Annotated in this window: 14 protein-coding genes and 1 riboswitch; of the genes, 11 read left to right on the top strand and 3 right to left on the bottom strand. The window is 55.0% G+C overall.

All coding sequences use genetic code 11. The features are described from left to right. Positions 1-52: 52 nt before the first annotated feature. Positions 53-234: riboswitch (Lysine riboswitch) on the bottom strand. A 255-nt stretch (positions 235-489) separates the two neighbouring features. Continuing rightward, positions 490-1608, top strand: coding sequence for a pyridoxal-phosphate-dependent aminotransferase family protein (locus P4S53_RS10975; protein WP_337112704.1), 1119 nt, complete (start codon positions 490-492; stop codon positions 1606-1608). Positions 1609-1678: 70 nt separating this feature from the next. On the opposite strand, the gene P4S53_RS10980 is transcribed toward P4S53_RS10975, so the two are convergent. After that, on the bottom strand, positions 1679-3466 hold the full coding sequence (locus P4S53_RS10980; RefSeq protein WP_337112705.1) for a PglL family O-oligosaccharyltransferase: 1788 nt from the start codon (positions 3464-3466) through the stop codon (positions 1679-1681). Positions 3467-3538: 72 nt separating this feature from the next. Further along, positions 3539-6388, bottom strand: coding sequence for an excinuclease ABC subunit UvrA (uvrA, locus tag P4S53_RS10985; RefSeq protein ID WP_337112706.1), 2850 nt, complete (start codon positions 6386-6388; stop codon positions 3539-3541). A 252-nt stretch (positions 6389-6640) separates the two neighbouring features. Between uvrA and P4S53_RS10990 the strand changes: the two genes are divergently transcribed. Continuing rightward, positions 6641-7180, top strand: coding sequence for a single-stranded DNA-binding protein (locus P4S53_RS10990; protein WP_337112707.1), 540 nt, complete (start codon positions 6641-6643; stop codon positions 7178-7180). 94 nt (positions 7181-7274) lie between these two features. On the opposite strand, the gene P4S53_RS10995 is transcribed toward P4S53_RS10990, so the two are convergent. Beyond that, positions 7275-8189, bottom strand: coding sequence for a LysR family transcriptional regulator (locus P4S53_RS10995; RefSeq protein ID WP_337112708.1), 915 nt, complete (start codon positions 8187-8189; stop codon positions 7275-7277). A 198-nt stretch (positions 8190-8387) separates the two neighbouring features. Between P4S53_RS10995 and csrD the strand changes: the two genes are divergently transcribed. From csrD to P4S53_RS11040, 9 genes are all read left to right on the top strand, one after another. Next, positions 8388-10331 carry an RNase E specificity factor CsrD gene (gene csrD / locus P4S53_RS11000; RefSeq protein WP_337112709.1) on the top strand — a complete coding sequence of 648 codons (1944 nt, stop codon included), beginning with the start codon at positions 8388-8390 and terminating at the stop codon, positions 10329-10331. A 171-nt stretch (positions 10332-10502) separates the two neighbouring features. Beyond that, the gene (locus tag P4S53_RS11005; RefSeq protein WP_337112710.1) at positions 10503-11951 is read left to right on the top strand and encodes a PilN domain-containing protein; all 1449 of its coding nucleotides are present in this window, start codon (positions 10503-10505) and stop codon (positions 11949-11951) included. Continuing rightward, positions 11948-12583: a type II secretion system protein GspM gene (gspM, locus tag P4S53_RS11010; RefSeq protein ID WP_337112712.1), complete on the top strand. Its 636-nt coding sequence runs from the start codon at positions 11948-11950 to the stop codon at positions 12581-12583. Before P4S53_RS11005 ends, gspM begins: the two co-directional genes overlap by 4 nt. Then, a complete protein-coding gene (locus tag P4S53_RS11015; RefSeq protein WP_337112713.1) occupies positions 12576-12908 on the top strand; it encodes an MSHA biogenesis protein MshK in 333 nt (110 codons plus the stop codon). The genes gspM and P4S53_RS11015 overlap by 8 nt, the downstream gene beginning before the upstream one ends. 8 nt (positions 12909-12916) lie before the next feature. Next, on the top strand, positions 12917-14584 hold the full coding sequence (gene mshL / locus P4S53_RS11020; RefSeq protein WP_337112714.1) for a pilus (MSHA type) biogenesis protein MshL: 1668 nt from the start codon (positions 12917-12919) through the stop codon (positions 14582-14584). A 4-nt stretch (positions 14585-14588) separates the two neighbouring features. After that, positions 14589-15431 carry an ExeA family protein gene (locus tag P4S53_RS11025; RefSeq protein WP_337112715.1) on the top strand — a complete coding sequence of 281 codons (843 nt, stop codon included), beginning with the start codon at positions 14589-14591 and terminating at the stop codon, positions 15429-15431. Between the two features lie 2 nt (positions 15432-15433). Further along, positions 15434-16657 carry a tetratricopeptide repeat protein gene (locus tag P4S53_RS11030; protein ID WP_337112716.1) on the top strand — a complete coding sequence of 408 codons (1224 nt, stop codon included), beginning with the start codon at positions 15434-15436 and terminating at the stop codon, positions 16655-16657. Positions 16658-16661: 4 nt separating this feature from the next. Continuing rightward, positions 16662-18404 (top strand): GspE/PulE family protein, encoded by a 1743-nt coding sequence (locus tag P4S53_RS11035; protein ID WP_337112717.1) that lies wholly within the window; start codon positions 16662-16664, stop codon positions 18402-18404. Continuing rightward, positions 18404-19621, top strand: coding sequence for a type II secretion system F family protein (locus tag P4S53_RS11040; RefSeq protein ID WP_337112719.1), 1218 nt, complete (start codon positions 18404-18406; stop codon positions 19619-19621). Before P4S53_RS11035 ends, P4S53_RS11040 begins: the two co-directional genes overlap by 1 nt. Positions 19622-19820: the final 199 nt, after the last annotated feature.

A 19820-nucleotide genomic window follows, 5' to 3' on the forward strand; every position in this document is an offset into this window, starting at 1 on the left:
TTTCCGACTTGAGTGTCAGAAGAGCCATTAGGCGAGACGTACTAAGACTGCTGCTACCAGAAGCTCTCCACCTGCACTGGATGATGCAGGTGACAGCCAGAAGGATTCAACCTTCAAAGCCGATACGGCAAGCCCCCTGTCTTACCGTATCTCGGCGTTGCTCCCCCTCTCTATGGTGCTTTGGGGTGGGGCCCCGCCGCATAGATACCTGGATAACGCGCCTCTTCCGTTTTCACCTGAAAAATGAGCTTTCTCAGGGTGAACAAAAATTGCCCTTATTGAATATGAGAGGGGGGCTTTGTCAATGCTTGAATGCATTTTTATGTGCCAAGATTGTTACTGACTTTGCATAAATTTGCCTGCCTGGTTCCAGGTAAGGGTTGTTCTGTTATGCTCGTTAGAAATACCCTGCGAAAGCTACTGTTGCCAACTATAAATAATGCACTGAATTATAAGTAACTTACGTGTCTGTGCAGATGGAGAAGCCTGATGACAATTCAAAGTTTTTACCCACCTCAACGCATCCTGATGGGACCCGGCCCGTCAGACATTTATCCGCAGGTGTTGCAGGCGCTCAGTCGCCCGACGGTCGGCCATCTTGACCCGCTGTTCATTGGAATGATGGATGAGCTTAAGCAACTGCTCCAGTATGCATTTCAGACCACCAACCCATTTACTATAGCGGTCTCTGCGCCGGGCAGTGCGGGAATGGAAGCCTGTTTCGTGAATCTGGTCGAGCCGGGTGAGAAGGTAATTGTCTGCCGTAACGGGGTCTTTGGCGAGCGGATGCGGGAGAATGTGGTGCGCTGCGGCGGTGAAGCTGTGCTGGTGGATAATGCATGGGGAGAACCGGTTGATCCGCAAGCGGTTGAAGCGGCACTTAAAGCTCATCCGGATGCCAAAATACTGGCCTTTGTGCACGCGGAAACCTCAACCGGTGCGCTGAGCGATGCAAAAACCTTATCCCGTTTAGCCCGGGAACATGACTGCCTGACCATTGTTGATGCGGTGACCTCATTGGGCGGGGTGCCGCTGAAGGTTGATGAATGGCAACTGGATGCCGTGTACTCAGGGAGCCAGAAATGTCTGTCCTGTGTGCCGGGCCTGTCACCGCTGACTTTTTCGCCGCGGGCGGTCGAGAAAATTCAGCAGCGCAAGACACCGGTTCAGAGCTGGTTTCTGGATCAAAGCCTGGTGTTAGCCTACTGGAGTGGTGAAGGGAAGCGCAGCTATCACCATACCGCTCCGGTCAACAGCTTGTATGCATTGCACGAAGCCTTGGTTCGTCTGCAACATGAAGGGCTGGAGAATGCGTGGCAGCGCCATGCCAAGATGCACCAGTTATTGCGCGATGGCCTGGAAGCGATGGGGATCCGCTTTGTGGTGGATGAGCAAAGCCGTCTGCCGCAACTCAATGCGATTTATATTCCAGACGGGGCCGATGATGCGAAAGTGCGACAGGCCCTGCTGGAAGATTACAACCTGGAGATCGGTGCCGGGCTGGGGGCATTGGCCGGCAAAGCATGGCGCATCGGACTGATGGGATACGGTGCGCGTAAAGAGAATATCGCACTGTGCCTGAAAGCGCTGGAAGAGGTGCTGAAATAAGTATCAGCGCAGGAAAGAAAGCGGCTGCCCGGGCAGCCGCTTTTTTTGGGGAAGTCTTATGTCCTTGTCTTCAGTCTTGGTCTGCTTGCCCTTGAGCCTGTGCTATCTGGGGCGAGGCAGTTACGGTTTTTGGCTTGGGAAACGGCGGTGACGCTTCATCGCTGAAATCCATTCCCGGGAAAAGATACCGGGCTTCTTCCCGAACCTGTTCAGCTTGCTCGGTGTTGGCTAATGCCTGATGGGCTTTGATCAGATACTGATACAGAATGGGTCTGGGCAGCTCTTTGGCTTTTTGGTTTGCCCAGTGGATGAAGTCTGTTAGCAGCTCAGGATTATTCTGCTGAATGCCGATTTTCAACTGAGTCTGATACAGATCCCATTCAAACCGGTTGCGCCAGGCCCAGGTGTTATTGACCTTATCCAAGGCTGTTAAATCGGGTGGCGTCGATGATTCAAAGCGGGTCAGCATGGCACCTGAATATAAGGTCGAGGCCATAAAGAGGCTGACGACAACAGGCAACAGCATGGCGCTGATTCTGAAGGGTTTATAGAATCGCAGTGTGTGCTTGAAATATTTCGCGCTCAGGGCATCTACCCAATAGATCAGGAAAACAAAAATTATCCAGTGGATCAGCGAGTGGTAAAAGGGGTATTCAAGCTGGGTATGCAGTGTGATTGGGAACAGGAGCGCGACCAGAGCCAGATGGGTGTTGGCCGGCGCGCGACGAATTTTGGCCAGCACTGCCGCCGCCGCTATCAGCAGCGCCAGTACAGGTAAAATACCCCCTTCACTGGCCCAGAAAAGCAACTCGTTATGGGGATGATCCAGCCCGGGTAAACCATAGGGCGTTTCAGGATCAGCCTGATGTGCTTGTGCTGTCTGCATCAGGTAAGCGGACTCAAAATTGCCGTAGCCGACGCCCGTGATCGGGGAGTGCAGGAACATGTCCATGGCTTGCGGGTAGATAACTGAGCGGGCACTTTCCAGCGATACTCTGCCCGGCTGCGGATTCCAGTTCAGGCTGCTGGTCAGATTCCAGGTCACGCTTAATCCCATGACCAGCATCATCAGCCACACTCGCCACTGTACACGGGCAGCAAACTGTATCAGGTAGGGCAGGATAAGCAAAACCCCCGCCACACTGGCAATCCAGCCGGTTCGTGAGCTGAGCACGAACAGCATGGGGATCACCGCGACAGGCGTTAACTGAAGACCGAGGTGGGAGAGCGTCCAGCGGCCCTGAACCATCGGCTGCCGTGCCAGCAGGTAAGCTGAAAGAACGAGCCCGGTGGCCAGGAAGCTGGCCATCACGTTGGGTTGCTGAAAAATACCGTAGGGCCGGTTGAGATCCGTGTTATAGCCGATGCCATTGTCCGGCGAGATCCACAGAAACTGATACCAGGCCAGCGCGGCTTGCAGCCAGACCGCTTTTAAGAGCAACCAGAGTATTTGCTGACGCTGTTTCTGGCTGAAAGCAAACTGCTGCAGTGCCACGAAAAACAACCAGCCAGCCCAGAGGGCAAGGACTCTGTTGATGGCGCCTTCCGGCCGGGATTCCGGATACAGCATAGGGACAGACAACATCACGCAGCAGCATAAGAGAACCAGCGTCAAACGAGAGTAACGCAAGATTTTCTGTCGGCTGATCTCCAGCAGGCCGATGGCAATGGCAAAGCTGAAGGGGATCCAGCTGCTGATATTAAAGGGTAACTCCAGGCCGGCGCCTCCCTGATTATGCTGAAAATAGTGCATCGACAGCAGAAACAGAAAAGTCAGCGCCAGAATAAAAGGCCGTGTCAGCGGTTTACTGATGGTGGCAGCGGCCAGTCTCGTGCCCCTGAGTTGAATGACGGTCACAGTGTCCGGTCCCTCGGCGAATAGACAAAACGTCAGGCTGAACACTCAGCCTGACAGGGGTAATGTGTGTAATTATGCCTGCTGTTTTGCCGTTAAAGCAGGCAGCAGGGGTTTGAGGAAGCGGGCCGTATGCGAACCGGCGACCTCGGCAACCTGTTCCGGCGTACCGGTTGCGATGATCTCGCCGCCACCGCTGCCACCTTCCGGTCCCAAATCAATGATCCAGTCTGCGGTTTTAATGACGTCCAGATTATGCTCAATTACCACGATGGTGTTGCCGTGATCGCGCAGTCGGTGCAGGACACTCAGCAACTGCTGGATATCATGGAAGTGCAAGCCCGTTGTTGGTTCATCGAGAATATACAGGGTTTTCCCTGTATCACGCTTGGACAGCTCGCGCGCCAGTTTCACCCGCTGCGCTTCGCCGCCGGACAGCGTGGTCGCCGCTTGCCCCAGGCGGATATAGGATAGTCCGACATCCATCAGGGTTTGCAGTTTTCGCGCAATGGCTGGCACAGGATCAAAAAATACCCGCGCATCTTCCACTGTCATTTCCAGCACTTCATCAATGGACTGGCCTTTGTATTTCACTTCCAGGGTCTCACGATTGTAGCGTTTCCCTTTGCAGCTATCACAGGGCACGTAAACATCGGGCAGGAAGTGCATTTCCACTTTGATCACCCCGTCGCCCTGACAGGCCTCACAGCGGCCGCCTTTGACGTTGAAGCTGAAGCGGCCCGGTTTATAGCCCCGGGAGCGAGACTCCTGGGTGCCCGAGAATAGCTCCCTGATGGGGGTAAAAATGCCGGTGTAAGTTGCAGGGTTAGAACGCGGCGTCCGGCCGATCGGACTCTGATCGATATCGATCACTTTATCAAAGTGCTCCAGCCCCTGAATATCCACATAAGGTGCCGGTTCGCCTGTGGTGGCCCCATTGAGTTGATGGTGCGCAATTTTGAAGAAAGTGTCGTTGATCAGCGTGGACTTGCCCGAGCCGGATACCCCGGTCACACAGGTCAGCAAGCCCACCGGAATCGACACATCGACCTGTTTCAGGTTGTTGCCCGTGGCGCCTGTGAGCAGAACCGTTTTAGCCGGATCGACAGGCACGCGTTCAACGGGCACTTCAATCTGTTTCTTGCCGCTCAGGTACTGGCCGGTTAAGGAATCTTCTGAATTCAGAATATCTTCCATGGTGCCTTCGGCGATGATCTGCCCGCCGTGCACACCGGCGCCCGGGCCGATATCGATGATGTAATCGGCACTGCGGATCGCGTCTTCGTCGTGTTCGACCACCAGGACAGTGTTCCCCAGATCGCGCAGCCGGGTCAGGGTACCCAGCAGGCGCTCGTTATCCCGCTGGTGGAGGCCGATGGAAGGCTCATCGAGCACATACATCACGCCGACCAGACCAGCGCCAATCTGGCTGGCGAGACGGATCCGCTGAGCCTCACCGCCGGACAAGGTTTCCGCACTGCGCGACAGGTTGAGGTAGTTGAGGCCAACATTGACCAGGAAGGTCAGGCGGTCATTGATTTCTTTGAGGATTTTATCGGCAATCTGCGCACGCTGTCCTTCCAGGGTCAGTTCGGTAAAGAAGGTCAGCGCCTGGCTGATACTCATCTCGCTGATCGCCGGCAAATTGGTGCTGTCAATGAAGACATGACGTGCTTCTTCGCGCAGTCGGGAGCCGTGACAGCTGGCGCAAGGCTTGGTGGAAATGTACTTCACCAGCTCTTCGCGCACGGCATTGGACTCGGTTTCCCGGTAGCGGCGTTCCATGTTATTCAGAATGCCTTCAAACGGGTGACGGCGGACGGTCACATCGCCGCGATCATTAATGTATTTAAACTCAATATTTGTGGTGCCGGAACCCTGCAGCAAGACGTTCTGTACTTTCTTCGGCAGGCTGCTGAACGGCGCCTCAACATCAAAATCGTAATGTTCAGCCAGCGACGTCAGCATCTGAAAGTAGTAGTAATTGCGCTTGTCCCAGCCCCGGATGGCACCGCCGGACAAGCTGAGTTCGCTGTTCTGAATCACACGGGACGGGTCGAAATACTGTTGTACCCCCAGTCCGTCGCACGTGCCGCAGGCACCGGCCGGGTTATTGAAGGAAAACAGACGCGGTTCCAGCTCACGCATGCTGTAGCCGCAATGCGGGCAGGCAAAGTTGGCTGAGAAAATCAGCTCGGCCATGTCATTGTCGTCCATGGGACTGACGACCACAGTGCCGCCGGACAGCTCCAGCGCGGTTTCAAACGATTCGGCCAGCCGCTGCTGCAGATCATCACGCACTTTAAAGCGATCCACCACCACTTCTATGGTGTGTTTCTTGTGTAATTCCAGCGTCGGCGGATCGGACAGATCGCAGACTTCGCCGTCGATCCTGGCCCGGATATAGCCTTGCGCCGACAGGTTGGCTAAGGTTTTCAGGTGCTCGCCCTTACGCTCTTTGACGATAGGGGCCAGCAGCATCAGCTTGCTGCCTTCCGGCAGTGCCAGTACTTTGTCGACCATCTGGCTGACGGTTTGCGCAGCGAGGGGCACATCGTGCGTCGGACAGCGCGGTTCGCCGACACGGGCATACAGCAAGCGCAGATAGTCATAGATTTCGGTAATGGTACCGACCGTCGAGCGCGGGTTATGTGAGGTCGATTTCTGCTCAATCGAGATGGCTGGCGACAGACCTTCAATGTGGTCGACGTCCGGTTTTTCCATCAGCGACAGAAACTGGCGGGCGTAGGCCGACAATGATTCGACGTAACGGCGCTGACCTTCGGCATACAGGGTGTCGAATGCCAGAGAAGACTTACCGGAACCTGATAAACCTGTGATCACAATCAGCTTATCCCGGGGGATAGTCAGGTTAATGTTTTTAAGGTTGTGGGTGCGTGCACCCCTGACTTCGATCTTATCCATAGTTGCAGTCATCAGCGCTTGAATCAATAGGATTGGCATTATTGCATAGCCCTGAGGGGCTTAAAAGACTTGACTGTACAAAAACACAGTGCTTTGATCGTCTTTTATGCGTCCGGTCAAGACACGGGAAGCATGACGTAGCCCGATGACTCGGAGGGCAGCCCATGTTAAACTCGGCGATTAAGTATAAACTTTGAATGAGTGAAGGGTGTCATGATTGGCAGCCTCAACAGCGAAAACCTGGAGTGAACTATGGCCAGTCGTGGCGTAAATAAAGTTATCCTGGTAGGTAACTTAGGACAAGATCCTGAAATCCGTTATATGCCGAACGGCGGTGCAGTCGCAAATATCACCATCGCGACTTCTGAAAGCTGGCGTGATAAAGCGACCGGCGAACAGCGAGAAAAAACAGAATGGCACCGTGTTGCGTTGTTCGGCAAGCTGGCTGAAGTGGCTGGTGAGTACTTGCGTAAAGGCTCTCAAGTTTACATTGAAGGTCAGCTGCAAACCCGTAAGTGGCAGGATCAAAGCGGTCAGGACCGCTTCACGACCGAAGTGGTTGTTCAAGGCTTCAACGGTGTGATGCAAATGCTGGGCGGCCGTGCCGGTGGCCAGGGCCAGGGTGCCCCGATGGGTGGCCAGCAGCAGCAGGGCGGCTGGGGACAACCTCAGCAACCGGCTCAGCAGTCACAACAACAAAATTATGCGCCTCAGCAGCAGTCTGCGCCGAAGCAAGCTCAGCCTCAGTATAATGAGCCGCCAATGGATTTCGACGACGATATTCCATTCTGATCCTTGCCTGTATTTAGGACGGGACAAGTTGTTAAAAAAAGCAGCGTTAATGCTGCTTTTTTATTGCCTGAAATTTGTGATCGCACTGTGCCGGTCACAGATAGTGTGGATTGGCCGATTGAGCTGTCTGGCCGGGTGAGGCTTTTTGTTTAATAAAATCAATAAACAGCTTGGTTTTGGTGTGGTTGTAATTGAGTTTAGGGTAGTAGGCGTAGGCTGCATTTAACGGCTGCTTGAGTTCCGGCAAGACAGGGATCAGCAAGCCATTGCTGAGCTCGCGTTTGACTGTATTTTCTCCCACCAGAATTAGCCCCATACCGGCGACTGCAGCGGCGACCAGTGCTTCCGGGTTCTGGGTCGTAAAATTTCCCCGCAAACGTAAGCGACGGTTATTTTCAAAGACATGTTCCTGTTCATGGCCATGACTGCCGAATAACAGGCAGTTGTGCTGCGCCAGTTGCTCCGGGGTTTCGATCACCGGCCTGTCTTCGAGATAACTGGGTGAGGCATAGAAACCCGCCTGAAAACTGAAGAGTTTCGTGGCAATATAGCTGGTGGAGTTAAAATCAGTCAGCTCGCGGCTGATAAAGACATCCAGGTTGAGATCCGGCAACTGGCCCGGGGTCACTGTATGCAGTTCGACCTGGATATTGGGATACGTCTGTAAGAATTCGGCCAGATAATGCACCAGGACCCGGCTGCCCGTCGCCAGCGGGGCACCAATACGCAGTACCCCTTGAACTTCACCATAGGTGGAGGTGGTTTCTGCCAGTATCTGCTGCCAGTCATCAAGTAAATGGACACTGCGCCGATAAAACACCTTGCCGGCGTCTGTGACGGTCAGATTCCGTGTCGTGCGTTTAAGAAGCTGAACACCCAGCTGTTTTTCCAACCATGAAAGCCGCTTGGACAGGGCTGAGCTTGAGGTGTTGAGGGCGCTTGCAGCCTGGGCCAGTGAGCCCTGCTCAACCACGGCGACAAAACTTTTGGTGCAGGTGATCCAGTCCATATCTCTCCGCTTTGGGGTTACATATTGCCTGGGCGGTGAGCCAAGTAAGGAAAGTGTCGGTCTGAGCACTGCAGTGTTTGAGAGCCGATGGTATTTTCCAGTATAAACAGGCGTTTTGGTTTTTATTGTTCTCTGTATCAGAGTTGACCACAGAGCCAGGCGGTTTGGAATTGTTTTTCAGATAAAGTTGGACCTTGCATGAGAAAAGCCTCAGGGATGAAGCTGACCAATCGACTGGTTGCTTTCGTGACCCTCATTGTCATTTGCGCCATGTTTGTCATTTTTATTGGCGGTGCTGTCAGTTTTCGTCAGCTCGGGCAGGATTATCTGCATCACTATCTGGGCGGCGTGGTTGACGTGATCGATCAGGAAATGGCCGATCCGCAAGGCTCGCAATCCCTGGCCCGCTGGCTGCCGAAACTCCTCAAAGCCAGTAATGTGGTGTCGCTGGATGTCAGCAACGATGCCGGCTCTGTCTACCAGTTTCAGGGTTTACAGAAGATCGATGATCCCAACATTCTTTATCACACGGAATACCCGCTGACCCTGAACCCAGGTTACTTTGTCAGTATCCAGTCGGTGCCGCCCTATACCGAATTAACCTACTCGCTGGGGGCGATGTCTTCCATCAGTCTGGCGATCATGATCATTATTGCCGGCCTGGTCTGGGGCGTAAACTGGCTTAAACGGCAGTTGCAGGGCTCTGAGCTGCTTGAAGAGCGGGGAAGAATGTTGCTGGCCGGAAAGCTGGATGATTTTGCCAAAGGCACCGATCTGGAATGGCCGGATACGGCAAGTCTGGCATTGGACAAGCTGATCTCCGAGCTGAAAGATGCCAGACAGGAGCGCAGCCGCTTTGATACCTTCATTCGTACCCATACCTTCCTGGATCAGCTGACAGGCTCGGCCAATCGGGTACTGTTCGACAGCCGGCTGCAATCTGTGGTTCAGGATCAGGATAACCATGGCGCTGTGATTCTGATCCGTATCGCCGACTGGGAGGAGTTGCTGCTGGCAAAGGGCAAGCTTGTTGCCGATGAACTGATCCAGGATGTCGGCATGGTATTGTCAAATATGGTCCAGCGCTATCCGGACAGCGTGCTGTCGCGCTATTTTGATGCCGAATTTGCCATCATGCTGCTGCAACAGCCCAGCAAGGAGGTCAATCAGTTCGTGAATCAGCTGCTGAAAGGGCTGGAACGACTGACGCCTTCCGCGCCGTTGTCGCGTGAGAACTGGTGCCATATCGGCATGACCTATTTTGCCAGTGGCGAGCGGCGTGGCCGCATCATGGATGAGGCCGATATGGCGCTGCGCAGTGCACAATTGCAGGGCACGAACAGCTGGTACGCCTTCCAGAAGGATGTGCTGGGCGAAGATACCCGGGGCAGCGTACGCTGGCGGACGCTGCTGGATGCTGTCTTCAGTCAGGGCGGACCAATTCTGTACCAGCAGCCTGCCTATCTCGCCGGGGAAAATGTGCCGCTGCACCGTGAATTATTGGCGCGGATCAACGACGAAAACGGTGTGATGATCAAAGCTTCCCGTTTTCTGCCTGCGGTTGAGCAGGTGGGCTTTCATGTGCGTATGGATAAACAGGTCATCAGTCAGGCACTGGATCTGCTCAAAAATGGCCCGACCCTGGATAATTTTGCGATTAACGTCAGCATCGAATCTCTGCTCGATAAAGGGTTTATCCGCTGGTTCCGGGATGAACTGCTGCAAACCCCCAGACCTGTCCTGAAACGGCTGAGCATTGAAGTCCCGGAGCGGAACCTGTCACGCCATATTGATGCCGTGCGCACCTTTCTCAAAATGGTCACGGGCCTCGGTTGCCGGCTGGGTGTGGATCAGGCCGGGAGAACCATCGTCAGCACCCATTACATCAAGGATGTCAACGTCCAGTATATTAAGCTGCACCGAAGCCTGATTCGTGAGATAGATCAGCGACAGGAAAATCAGCTATTTGTCCGCAGTATGCTGGGCGCCTGCGCCAATTCCGGGGTCGAAGTGATTGCTGTCGGGGTCGAAAATGACCGGGAATGGCAGGTGCTGCAGCAGTTGGGGATTAATGGCGGGCAGGGGCGCTTTTTTGCCCCGGAGATGAGTGTGAGTCAAATGAGTAACAAAAAGCGCAGATAATGTTATCTAAGTGGAAACCTTACATTTTTTACAGGATTTTCTCTATACACGGTAAATTCCTGTCAGTATCATGGGTCAAATTATTGACATTATTGGTCAATAGCATCTCTCCAAAGAATGTCGTCGCGGGTTAACAACGAACGCAAAGTAAAACGGGTTATTACCATGCTGATGAAAAAGCTCCTAAGCCGGAAAACTGTCAGTAAAGTGGCCAGTGTTGCTGTTTTCGAAGGGAAACTGACACTCGTCTGTCTGGCTGAAGACGGAAAAAGCTGGATCAGTGACAGTGTGGCGGTGGCTTCACGTGAAAGCTGGACGACTGCCATCGCGCAATTGATCAACACACACCAGTTAAACGGCTGCAGCATTCGTTTGGTACTCGGTCATGGTTTATATCAAAGCCTGGTCATTGATAAGCCGGCTTTACCCCGCCATGAACTGGCCAGTGCCTTACCGTTTCTGGTCAAAGATCTGGTGACTGAACCGCCCGCAAATCTGGTGGCTGATGGGTTTGAAGAGCCAATCAAAGACAGACTGCAGGTGCTGGTAGCGCAGCGCTCTCTGGTTCAGCAACTGGTACTGGCTTGCCTGGCAAATGGCTGTGAACCTGAACTGATCACTGTGGATGAAGTGGTACTGGGTCAGATGACGGCAGAAAAACAGAGCCAGCTGATCCTTCATTCCCGACAGCATTCTGGCCTGCACCTGACCGCCTTCAAACAGCAAGTGATGTGTTTTCAGCGTCAGTTGCGTGGTTTTTCTCAGCCTCTGATTGGTCTGGAACAGGCTGATCTGCAGATAGACGGACTGGCGCTTGAACTGCAGCGTTCTCTGGATTTTCTGAGTGCCCAGCTGCGGGATGCCCCGATTGCCCAGGTGCTGGTCAGTTGTGACAGCGATGATAATGAGCAGTTGGCTGACGCATTGCGGCAACGGCTCAATGTGCCGGTCGCAACCGTCAGTGGTGCACCCGCTGAACTGACGGACTTTGATACCCGGGTTGCCTGGGCCGCTCAGCTGCAGCAGCCGCTAGTGAATCTGTACAGTGACAGTCTGAAACCCCAGTCGAACTGGCTCACCCTGCCTAACTTAGTGGCGGGCTGGGCGGCGGGGGCTGTGGTGATCGGCTCGCTGGCCGGATGGCAAAGCTGGCAGGAATACAGGGCCACCCAGTTGCTGACACAGCAGCAAGCCCAGCTGACGCAAAAGCAGACAGAGCTGGATAACGCCAAAGCCGCGCTGGCCCGTCATCTGCCGAGCGAATTAAAAGTCAAACTGAGCGGTGAGCTGGAACAGCACCTCGCGGCCAAGCAGGCCACGCTCAAGGCGATAGCCATGCACGATAACAGCCTGCAGTCCGGCTATGCCAAGATGTTGCAGCAGCTGGCTCAGGCTGCCAGTCAGGATATCTCGGTGAGCCGCATCCATGTACAGGGACAGCAGCTGGATCTGGAAGGCGTGGCCAGGCACCCCAATGCGGTGCCCGGCTGGCTGCAGAGTTTTTCCCGATACCCTGAGCTGGCCGATCGCCGCTTTGAAGTGATGTCCCTGGGGCGAAATGAAGAAAACATCGTGACCTTTATGTTGCATGCACAACGCAAAACAGAGGAAAACCCATGAATATCTGGTCTTCTCTGGTGACCCGGTTCGAATTGCTGAACCGGCGCGAACAGTGGCTGGTGGCTATCACGGGCTGGTTGATGCTGGTACTGGCCGGTTATCAGTTTTTACTGGAACCCATCCAGCAATCACTGAGAGCGGTGGAAAGGCAGCAGCAATCGCTACAAGCCAGCCTGATCAAAAATGACGGTGATCTGATTCGGATTCGGCGACTGCTGAGCGATGATCCCGATCAGGTGCTGGATGAGAAAATCCGTCAGTTGCAAGGCAGTAATGCCCGGCTGGACACAGAGCTGAAAGAACGTGTTGCCAGCCTGGTCACCCCGGCCCAGATGGCCACATTGATGGATCAGGTGCTGCAGCATTCTCAGCACCTGAAACTGGTGTCGCTGGAATCTCTGCCGCCGGGCCAGTTGATCAACGGTGAAGATGCCGGCTATTACATCCACCCTGTCCGGCTGACGCTGCGTGGCAGCTATTTTGACCTGGTTAAGTACTTACAGCAGCTGGAAGCCTTGCCAGTGAAATACTATTGGCGAAGTTTGGATTATCAGGTCGACAAATACCCACTCTCTGATATACATATTGATGTATATACTTTGGGCGAAAGTAAGGATTTCATCGGTGGCTAAACAAAGCTTTGTATTGCTGTTATCTCTCCTGGTCAGTACCGCGGCTCTCGCTGAAAGCGATCCGACCGCTCCCTTGGGGTGGCAGGTGCCATCAGTCAAGAAAACAGCGACACAGCGGTTACCCTCACTGGAGGGAATTGTTTGCCCGGAGCAGGATCAGTGCAGTGTGATTTTGAATAATCAGGTGGTTTTGCCGGGTGAGGCGATCAGTGGTTATACCCTGAAAGCCGTTGACGGAGAGGCGGTGATTCTTCAGCGCGGCAGCCGACAGTGGCGCCTGGCCCTGTATAACGAAGAAATAAAAATAAATGAATCAGAAAAGTGAATTTTGACATGCGCTTATTGTTCATTGGGATAACAACAACCCTGCTGACGGCCTGCGCGACAAACATGGGCCACAATCAACCGGTTGAGGTGCAGGAAGCCTTGAATCAGGCTAAAAATGAGGCGCAGAGTCGGCCTCTGACTGACTTGCCATCGGCCGTCAGCGCGGATCTGATGCCCAGCCTGAGTCGTTCCGGATCTGGCCGCAGTGCGTACGAGCGGCGGTTCCGAGTCAATGCCCGCGCTGTGGACGCCCGCGCCTTTTTCTCCAGTCTGGTTCGCGGTACGGCATTTAATATGGTGATCCACCCTGAAGTCAGCGGCCGGGTGACGCTCACTCTGCAGGATGTGACCTTAGATGAAGTGCTGAACGTCGCGTCGGATATCTATGGATATGATATCCAGCGCAAGGGCAACATGATTCAGGTATTCCCTGCTACATTGCGGACGGAAGTGATTCCTGTGGACTACCTGCAGCTGCAACGGCGTGGTCTCTCTCTGACATCCCTGACCACAGGCTCCATCAGCAGCCCGGATAACAGTATTGATAATCAGTCGGACAATCGCCGCAATCGTAACAACGACGAATACGACGACAACCGCAACCGTGGCAGTAATAGCGGTGATCGCTCATCCTACTCCACAGGCGGCACCCGGATAGAAACGCGCTCTGACAGTGATTTCTGGGGCCAGTTGCAAAAGGCGGTTCAGGCCATGATAGGAACCGGGCAGGGGCGCAGTATTGTGGTGTCGCCGCAGGCCAGTTTGCTGACAGTGAAAGCCTTTCCGAATGAATTGCGTGAAGTGCGCGAATTTCTCGGCGTCTCGAAAAAGCGTCTTCAGCGCCAGGTGGTGCTGGAAGCCAAGATCATGGAAGTGACCCTCAACGACAGTTATCAGCAGGGCATTAACTGGAGCAACATTACCAAAACCATCGGTGGCACCGGCATTATTTTTGGCCGTACCGGCCCAGGTGATTTGCCGGGTGGCAGCGAGATTGCCAATTTGCTGGGCGGGCAAACCAACATTACCATCTCAGACAGTAATTTCTCTGCAGTCCTGAGTTTTCTGCAGACGCAGGGCGATCTGAATGTGCTGTCCAGCCCGCGTGTGACTGCTGCCAATAACCAGAAAGCGGTGATCAAGGTCGGCGGCGATCAGTATTTCGTCACTGAAGTGGACGGCGGGGAAGCCGTGACCGATGGCGGCGTGGCCTCGCCGGAAGTGGTGCTGACGCCTTTCTTCTCGGGCATCTCACTTGATGTGACGCCCCAGATTGATGATGACGGCGGCGTCCTGCTCCATGTTCACCCGACTGTGGTCGAAGTCACCGAAGAAGTGAAGGAAATCGCGCTGGGTGACACCTTTGGCACCTACAGCCTGCCGCTGGCCCGAAGCTCAGTGCGTGAGTCTGATTCCGTGATTCATGCCAGCAGCGGTGATGTGGTGGTGATAGGCGGCTTGATGAAATCGTCGCTGAAAGATCAGCAGACCAAAGTACCTTTGCTTGGTGATATTCCCGGGCTTGGCTATTTGTTCCGCAACATCAATAAAGTCCAGACCAAAACCGAGCTGGTGATTTTGCTTAAACCCACAGTGGTGGGCGATCAGACCTGGCAGCAGGAAATTGAACGCTCGCGCGCGCTGGTTGAGAAATGGTTCCCGGATCAAGGATAACCCCATGTATCTGTCGCACTTCGGATTTGAGCAGTTTCCTTTCCGGTTAACGCCGGATACCGGGCTGTTTCATGCCCTGCCGCCGCATTTGGAAGCGATCAAAATGACCCTGTCTGCACTGGCGATGGGGGAAGGGTTTATCCAGATCTCCGGGGAAGTCGGGACAGGGAAAACCCTGGTCTGCCGGATGCTGGTCCGGCAGTTGCCCGAGCAATATGATCTGGCTTATCTGCCGACGCCGGCCATGAGCGGGCGGGAGCTACGGGCTGCACTGGCCAAGGAGCTGGGATTGCAGCCGGACGGTGACGGGCTGACCCTGACCGAATTGCTGCACCAGTCACTGATCGAGCGCAAGCGCGGCGGACGCACTGTCGTGGTGTTGCTCGATGAAGCCCAGGCGTTGCCGGACGAGGCGCTGGAGGCCTTACGGCTGCTGGGCAATCTGGAAACCGAACAGGAAAAGCTCTTGCATATCGTGCTGCTGGGCCAGCCTGAGCTGGATGAACGATTAGCCACCCCGCAGCTGCGCCAGTTTCGCCAGCGCATTACCTTTCGCGCTGTGCTCCGTCCGCTGGATATGGCGGAAACGGCGTCTTATATCGAGCATCGCCTGAGCAAAGCGGGCGGAGATCCAGAGTTAATGCCGCTGGCACGACAGAAAGAGATCTGGCACGCCAGTGGCGGTATCCCCAGGCTGGTCAACCAGTTGTGCCATAAAGCCTTGATCATGGCCTGCAGCGCAGGTGATGACATGATCAGCCGCAAAGCGGTGCAGGCAGCAATCACAGACACCCAAACCGCGCGCCAGCCACGCTGGCACTATCCAATCTTATGGGGGTGGAGCTGAGCATGAGTGAAGTCAATAAAATGCTCAATAGTTTGAGCCAGAGCCAGGCACAGCAAGAGGCGCCGGATCTGAAGCCTGTCCGGGTCAAACCTTTGCCAAAGGCACTGTGGCCGCGCTGGCTGCTTGCCGGATTGCTGATCTCAGGGACGGCTGGTGCGACAGGCTGGTGGTTCGGGCACAGCCGCGCGGAGAGCCGCTCCGCTGCTGAAAGCATACCGGTACCCGCTGACACGCCGGCAGCGTCTGCGGCCATCCCATCCGGCCCGGACCCGGTCGGGGATTTTCTGTATACCAAGGCCGAACCCGCTGCCAAGACCGCGCCTGTGAGCCAGTTGCCTGACAGCAAACTGCCTGACAGCAAACCCGCACCGGCCGGCCCAACCCAAGCCACTGTACTGCCTGTTGTGAAAAAAACGCCCGTTGCGCCGATCGCCAGTCAGACAGAGACCACACCCGGGGTTAAACCGGCTGTGGTGCCAACCGTCTCCCGCGTTGCTGCCCCTGTGCGTACGGCGAAAACGGCACCGGCGGCGGCTGATAAGGCGGCCATGGATGACACTGAGTTCAAAACCACCGACACGGATACAGCAATGGCCGAACCCTTGGCTGAAGGTGAGTCCGGCTTGTTGATTGAAAGCATTGCCCTGTCGCCAGCGCAGCTTGCCCAGACGGATTACGATAAGGCGATGAAAGCCTTAGCGGAAGGAGACACGCTCAAGGCCACCAACTATCTGAAATCGGCGCTGGAATACCAGCCCGGCTGGATTGATGCCCGCCAGCGTTTGTCGGCCCTGTATTACGGCCGCGGAGATGTCAGGCGTGCGATGCTGACACTGCAGCAGGGACTGGCCAAGCAGCCCAACCAGCAGGACTTGCGCCTGACGATGGCCAAACTGCTGACGCAGGAATCCCAACCGGAAGTGGCGCTGGATGTGCTCAGCGAACTGCCGTCGCAGCCTGTCAGTGAATTCCTGGCCTTGCGCGGTGCGCTGGCCCAGCAACTCAATCATCAGCCACTGGCACTGAGCAGCTATCAGCAACTGGTGGATGCCGAACCGTTTGACGGACGCTGGTGGCTGGGGCTGGGGATAGCCCTTGACCGCAGTCAGGACAACGCCAAAGCGATCGCGGCCTATACCAAGGCGCTGAAACTGGGGCAGGTTTCCGGCCAGTCACAGCAGTTCATTCGCCAGCGTCTTGCCGCACTGAAGACACAGGAGGGCTGAACCGATGCAGCTGAGATTACGCAAACGTCTGGGCGATCTTCTGGTTGAAGAAGGCATCGTCCGGCAAGAACAGCTCGATCTGGCACTGGATCAGCAACGCAGTACCGGCCGCAAGCTGGGTGACACCCTGATCAGCATGGGTTTTTTGGGCGAGCAGCAATTGCTGGCCTTCCTGTCCCGTCAGTTGGATATCCCGCTGATCGACCTGAACCGGGTGGCGGTCGACAGTGAAGCCGTTGGCCTGTTACCGGAAGTGCATGCCCGTCGTCTGAGGGCGTTAGTGATCAGCCACCGGGGCGATACGGTCCGGGTGGCCATGAGCGATCCGGCCGACCTGGCCGCCCAGGAAGCGGTGCTGAACCAGCTGCATCAGTTCCGGGTTGAGCTGGTGATTGCCCCGGAACATCAGCTGATTGCCTCGTTTGATCGCTATTATCGTCGTACCAAGGAAATTGCCTCTTTTGCCGAGCAGTTGCACGCCGAGCATCAGGCAAACAGTGACTTCAGTTTCAGTGTCGATAATTACGACAATGAAGAAGTCACTGTCGTTAAGCTGATCAATTCGCTGTTCGAAGATGCCATTCAGGTGGGCGCCTCGGATATTCATATCGAACCCGATGCCAGCGTACTGCGGATTCGTCAGCGTATCGATGGCGTGCTCCATGAAACCCTGCTGAACGAATCTGCCATTGCCTCTGCTCTGGTGCTGCGCCTTAAACTGATGAGCGGACTGGATATTTCTGAAAAACGTTTGCCGCAGGATGGCCGTTTTAATGTGACGGTTCGCGGCCACTCGGTGGATGTCCGTGTGTCGACCATGCCGGTGCAGTACGGTGAATCTGTCGTGATGCGTCTGCTGGATCAGTCAGCCGGTATTTTAAGTCTGGATCAGATTGGCATGCCGGCCGATATTCTTGCCCGTTTCCGCCGTCAGCTCAAACGCCCTCATGGCATGATTTTGGTCACCGGGCCGACCGGCTCAGGCAAAACGACCACCCTTTACGGCGCACTGAGCGAGCTCAACAAACCCGGCAAAAAGCTGATCACCGCCGAAGATCCGGTGGAATACCGGCTGCCGCGGGTGAATCAGGTGCAGGTGAATACTAAAATCGGTCTGACGTTTTCCGGCATCCTGCGGACTTTTCTGCGTCAGGACCCGGATATTATTCTGGTCGGGGAAATGCGGGATCAGGAAACCGTGGAAATCGGTCTGCGTTCTGCGCTCACCGGCCACCTGGTGCTGTCGACACTGCATACCAATGATGCGGTAGACAGTGCTCTGAGGATGATGGACATGGCAGCGCCCGGCTATCTGGTGGCCAGTGCGGTCCGGGCCGTACTGGCTCAGCGTTTGGTCCGCCGTATCTGTCAGGACTGCAGCCATGAGGTGTCACCGGATGCTGCGGAGCAGCAGTGGCTGAAGGCGTGTTTTCCCGCGTCGGCCGACCAGACATTCAGACAGGGTAAAGGCTGTCAGAGCTGTAATCTGACCGGCTATAAAGGCCGGATTGGGGTGTTTGAATTGCTGGAAATGACGCCGGCCATGATGGATGCACTGCGCGCCAATGATGCAATGGGGTTTGCGCAGCTGGCGCGTGCTTCTGAAGGTTATCAGCCGCTGATTGAATCTGCGATGGCGCTTGCGCTGGCCGGGCGCACCAGTCTGGAAGAAGTGCTGCATCTGAGTGAAGGGGATTACCTGATGCCGCAATTTGATGCCTTACCGGCGTCAGCGGAGTCTCGCTGATGCCGACGTTTGATTACCGGGGGCGGGGCAGTCAGGGACAGCTGAAGAAAGGCAAGCTCGACGCGCCAACCGCAGAGGCGGCCGCCGATCAGCTGATGCGTCAGGGGATCATTCCAGTGGATATCCGCCTTGGTCGGAGCGACAGTTCGCGGAGCCTCAGCAGCTTGTTGCAGCGCAATGTGCCGCTGGAATCTATGGTGATTCTGTGTCGTCAGCTGTACAGCCTGACCAAAGCCGGCGTGCCGCTGCTGCGGGCCATGAAAGGGCTGGAGCAAAGTACCAGCCACCCATTGCTGCAATCGACCATTGATGCCGTGACCGTAGAGCTGACCAACGGCCGTTCGCTGTCGCAGGCGATGAAAATGCATCCCAGGGTATTTTCTGAGCTGTTCGTGTCGATGATCCATGTCGGGGAAAATACCGGTCGTCTGGAAGATGCCCTGCTGCAACTGGCGCAGTATTACGAGCAGGAACTGGAAACCCGGCGCCGGATCAAATCGGCCATGCGTTACCCGATGTTTGTGCTCAGTGCGATTTTACTGGCAATGATCGTGCTGAATATCAAAGTGATCCCGCAATTTGCTTCCATGTTCAGCCGGTTTGGTGTCGAACTGCCTCTGCCTACCCGTATTTTAATCGGCACCTCAGATTTTATGCTGGGTTACTGGCCCTTGCTGCTTGGCGGTTCAGTGGTGAGCTGGATTGGTCTGAAAGCCTGGCAGCGTACCCCGGAAGGTCTGGAAAAGTGGGACCGCTGGCGGCTGAAAGTCCCGGTCGTGGGCGATATCATCAACCGGGCTCAGCTGTCACGTTTTGCCCGCACCTTTGCGCTGATGATCCGTGCAGGTGTGCCCCTGAATCAGGCGATCCAGCTATCGGCGGAAGCACTGGAAAACCGCTTTCTGGAAAATCGTCTGATTGACATGAAAAACGGCATTGAAGGCGGCAGCAGTATTACGCAAACAGCCCGGCAAAGCGGCATTTTTACCCCGCTGGTACTGCAGATGATCGCGGTGGGTGAAGAAACCGGTCAGGTTGATGAACTGTTGCATGAAGTCTCGGACTTTTATGACCGTGAAGTGGATTACGATCTGAAAACACTGACCGCCAGAATCGAACCGTTTTTATTGGCCGTTGTCGCCGGCATGGTGTTGATTCTGGCGCTGGGGATCTTCCTGCCGATGTGGAATTTACTTGATGTCGCGCGCGGGGCTTAACGCAAGCTGATGAGATGAGCACTCAGTACGAGAATAAAGTTTTGTTAGTGATATTTTTGTCATTGAAATACTTTGTCATCCAATCCTAAGCTGCAGTAAATATTAGGAAAATGTGCAATAACCCGATTATTTTCACTGGTATTTTTTATGAGCATGCGAGAATGGCCTCTTACATCATTTTGACGCCCGTTCGTCATGT

This window comes from Photobacterium sp. Hal280, from assembly GCF_037162255.1.
Taxonomy (GTDB): domain Bacteria; phylum Pseudomonadota; class Gammaproteobacteria; order Enterobacterales; family Vibrionaceae; genus Photobacterium.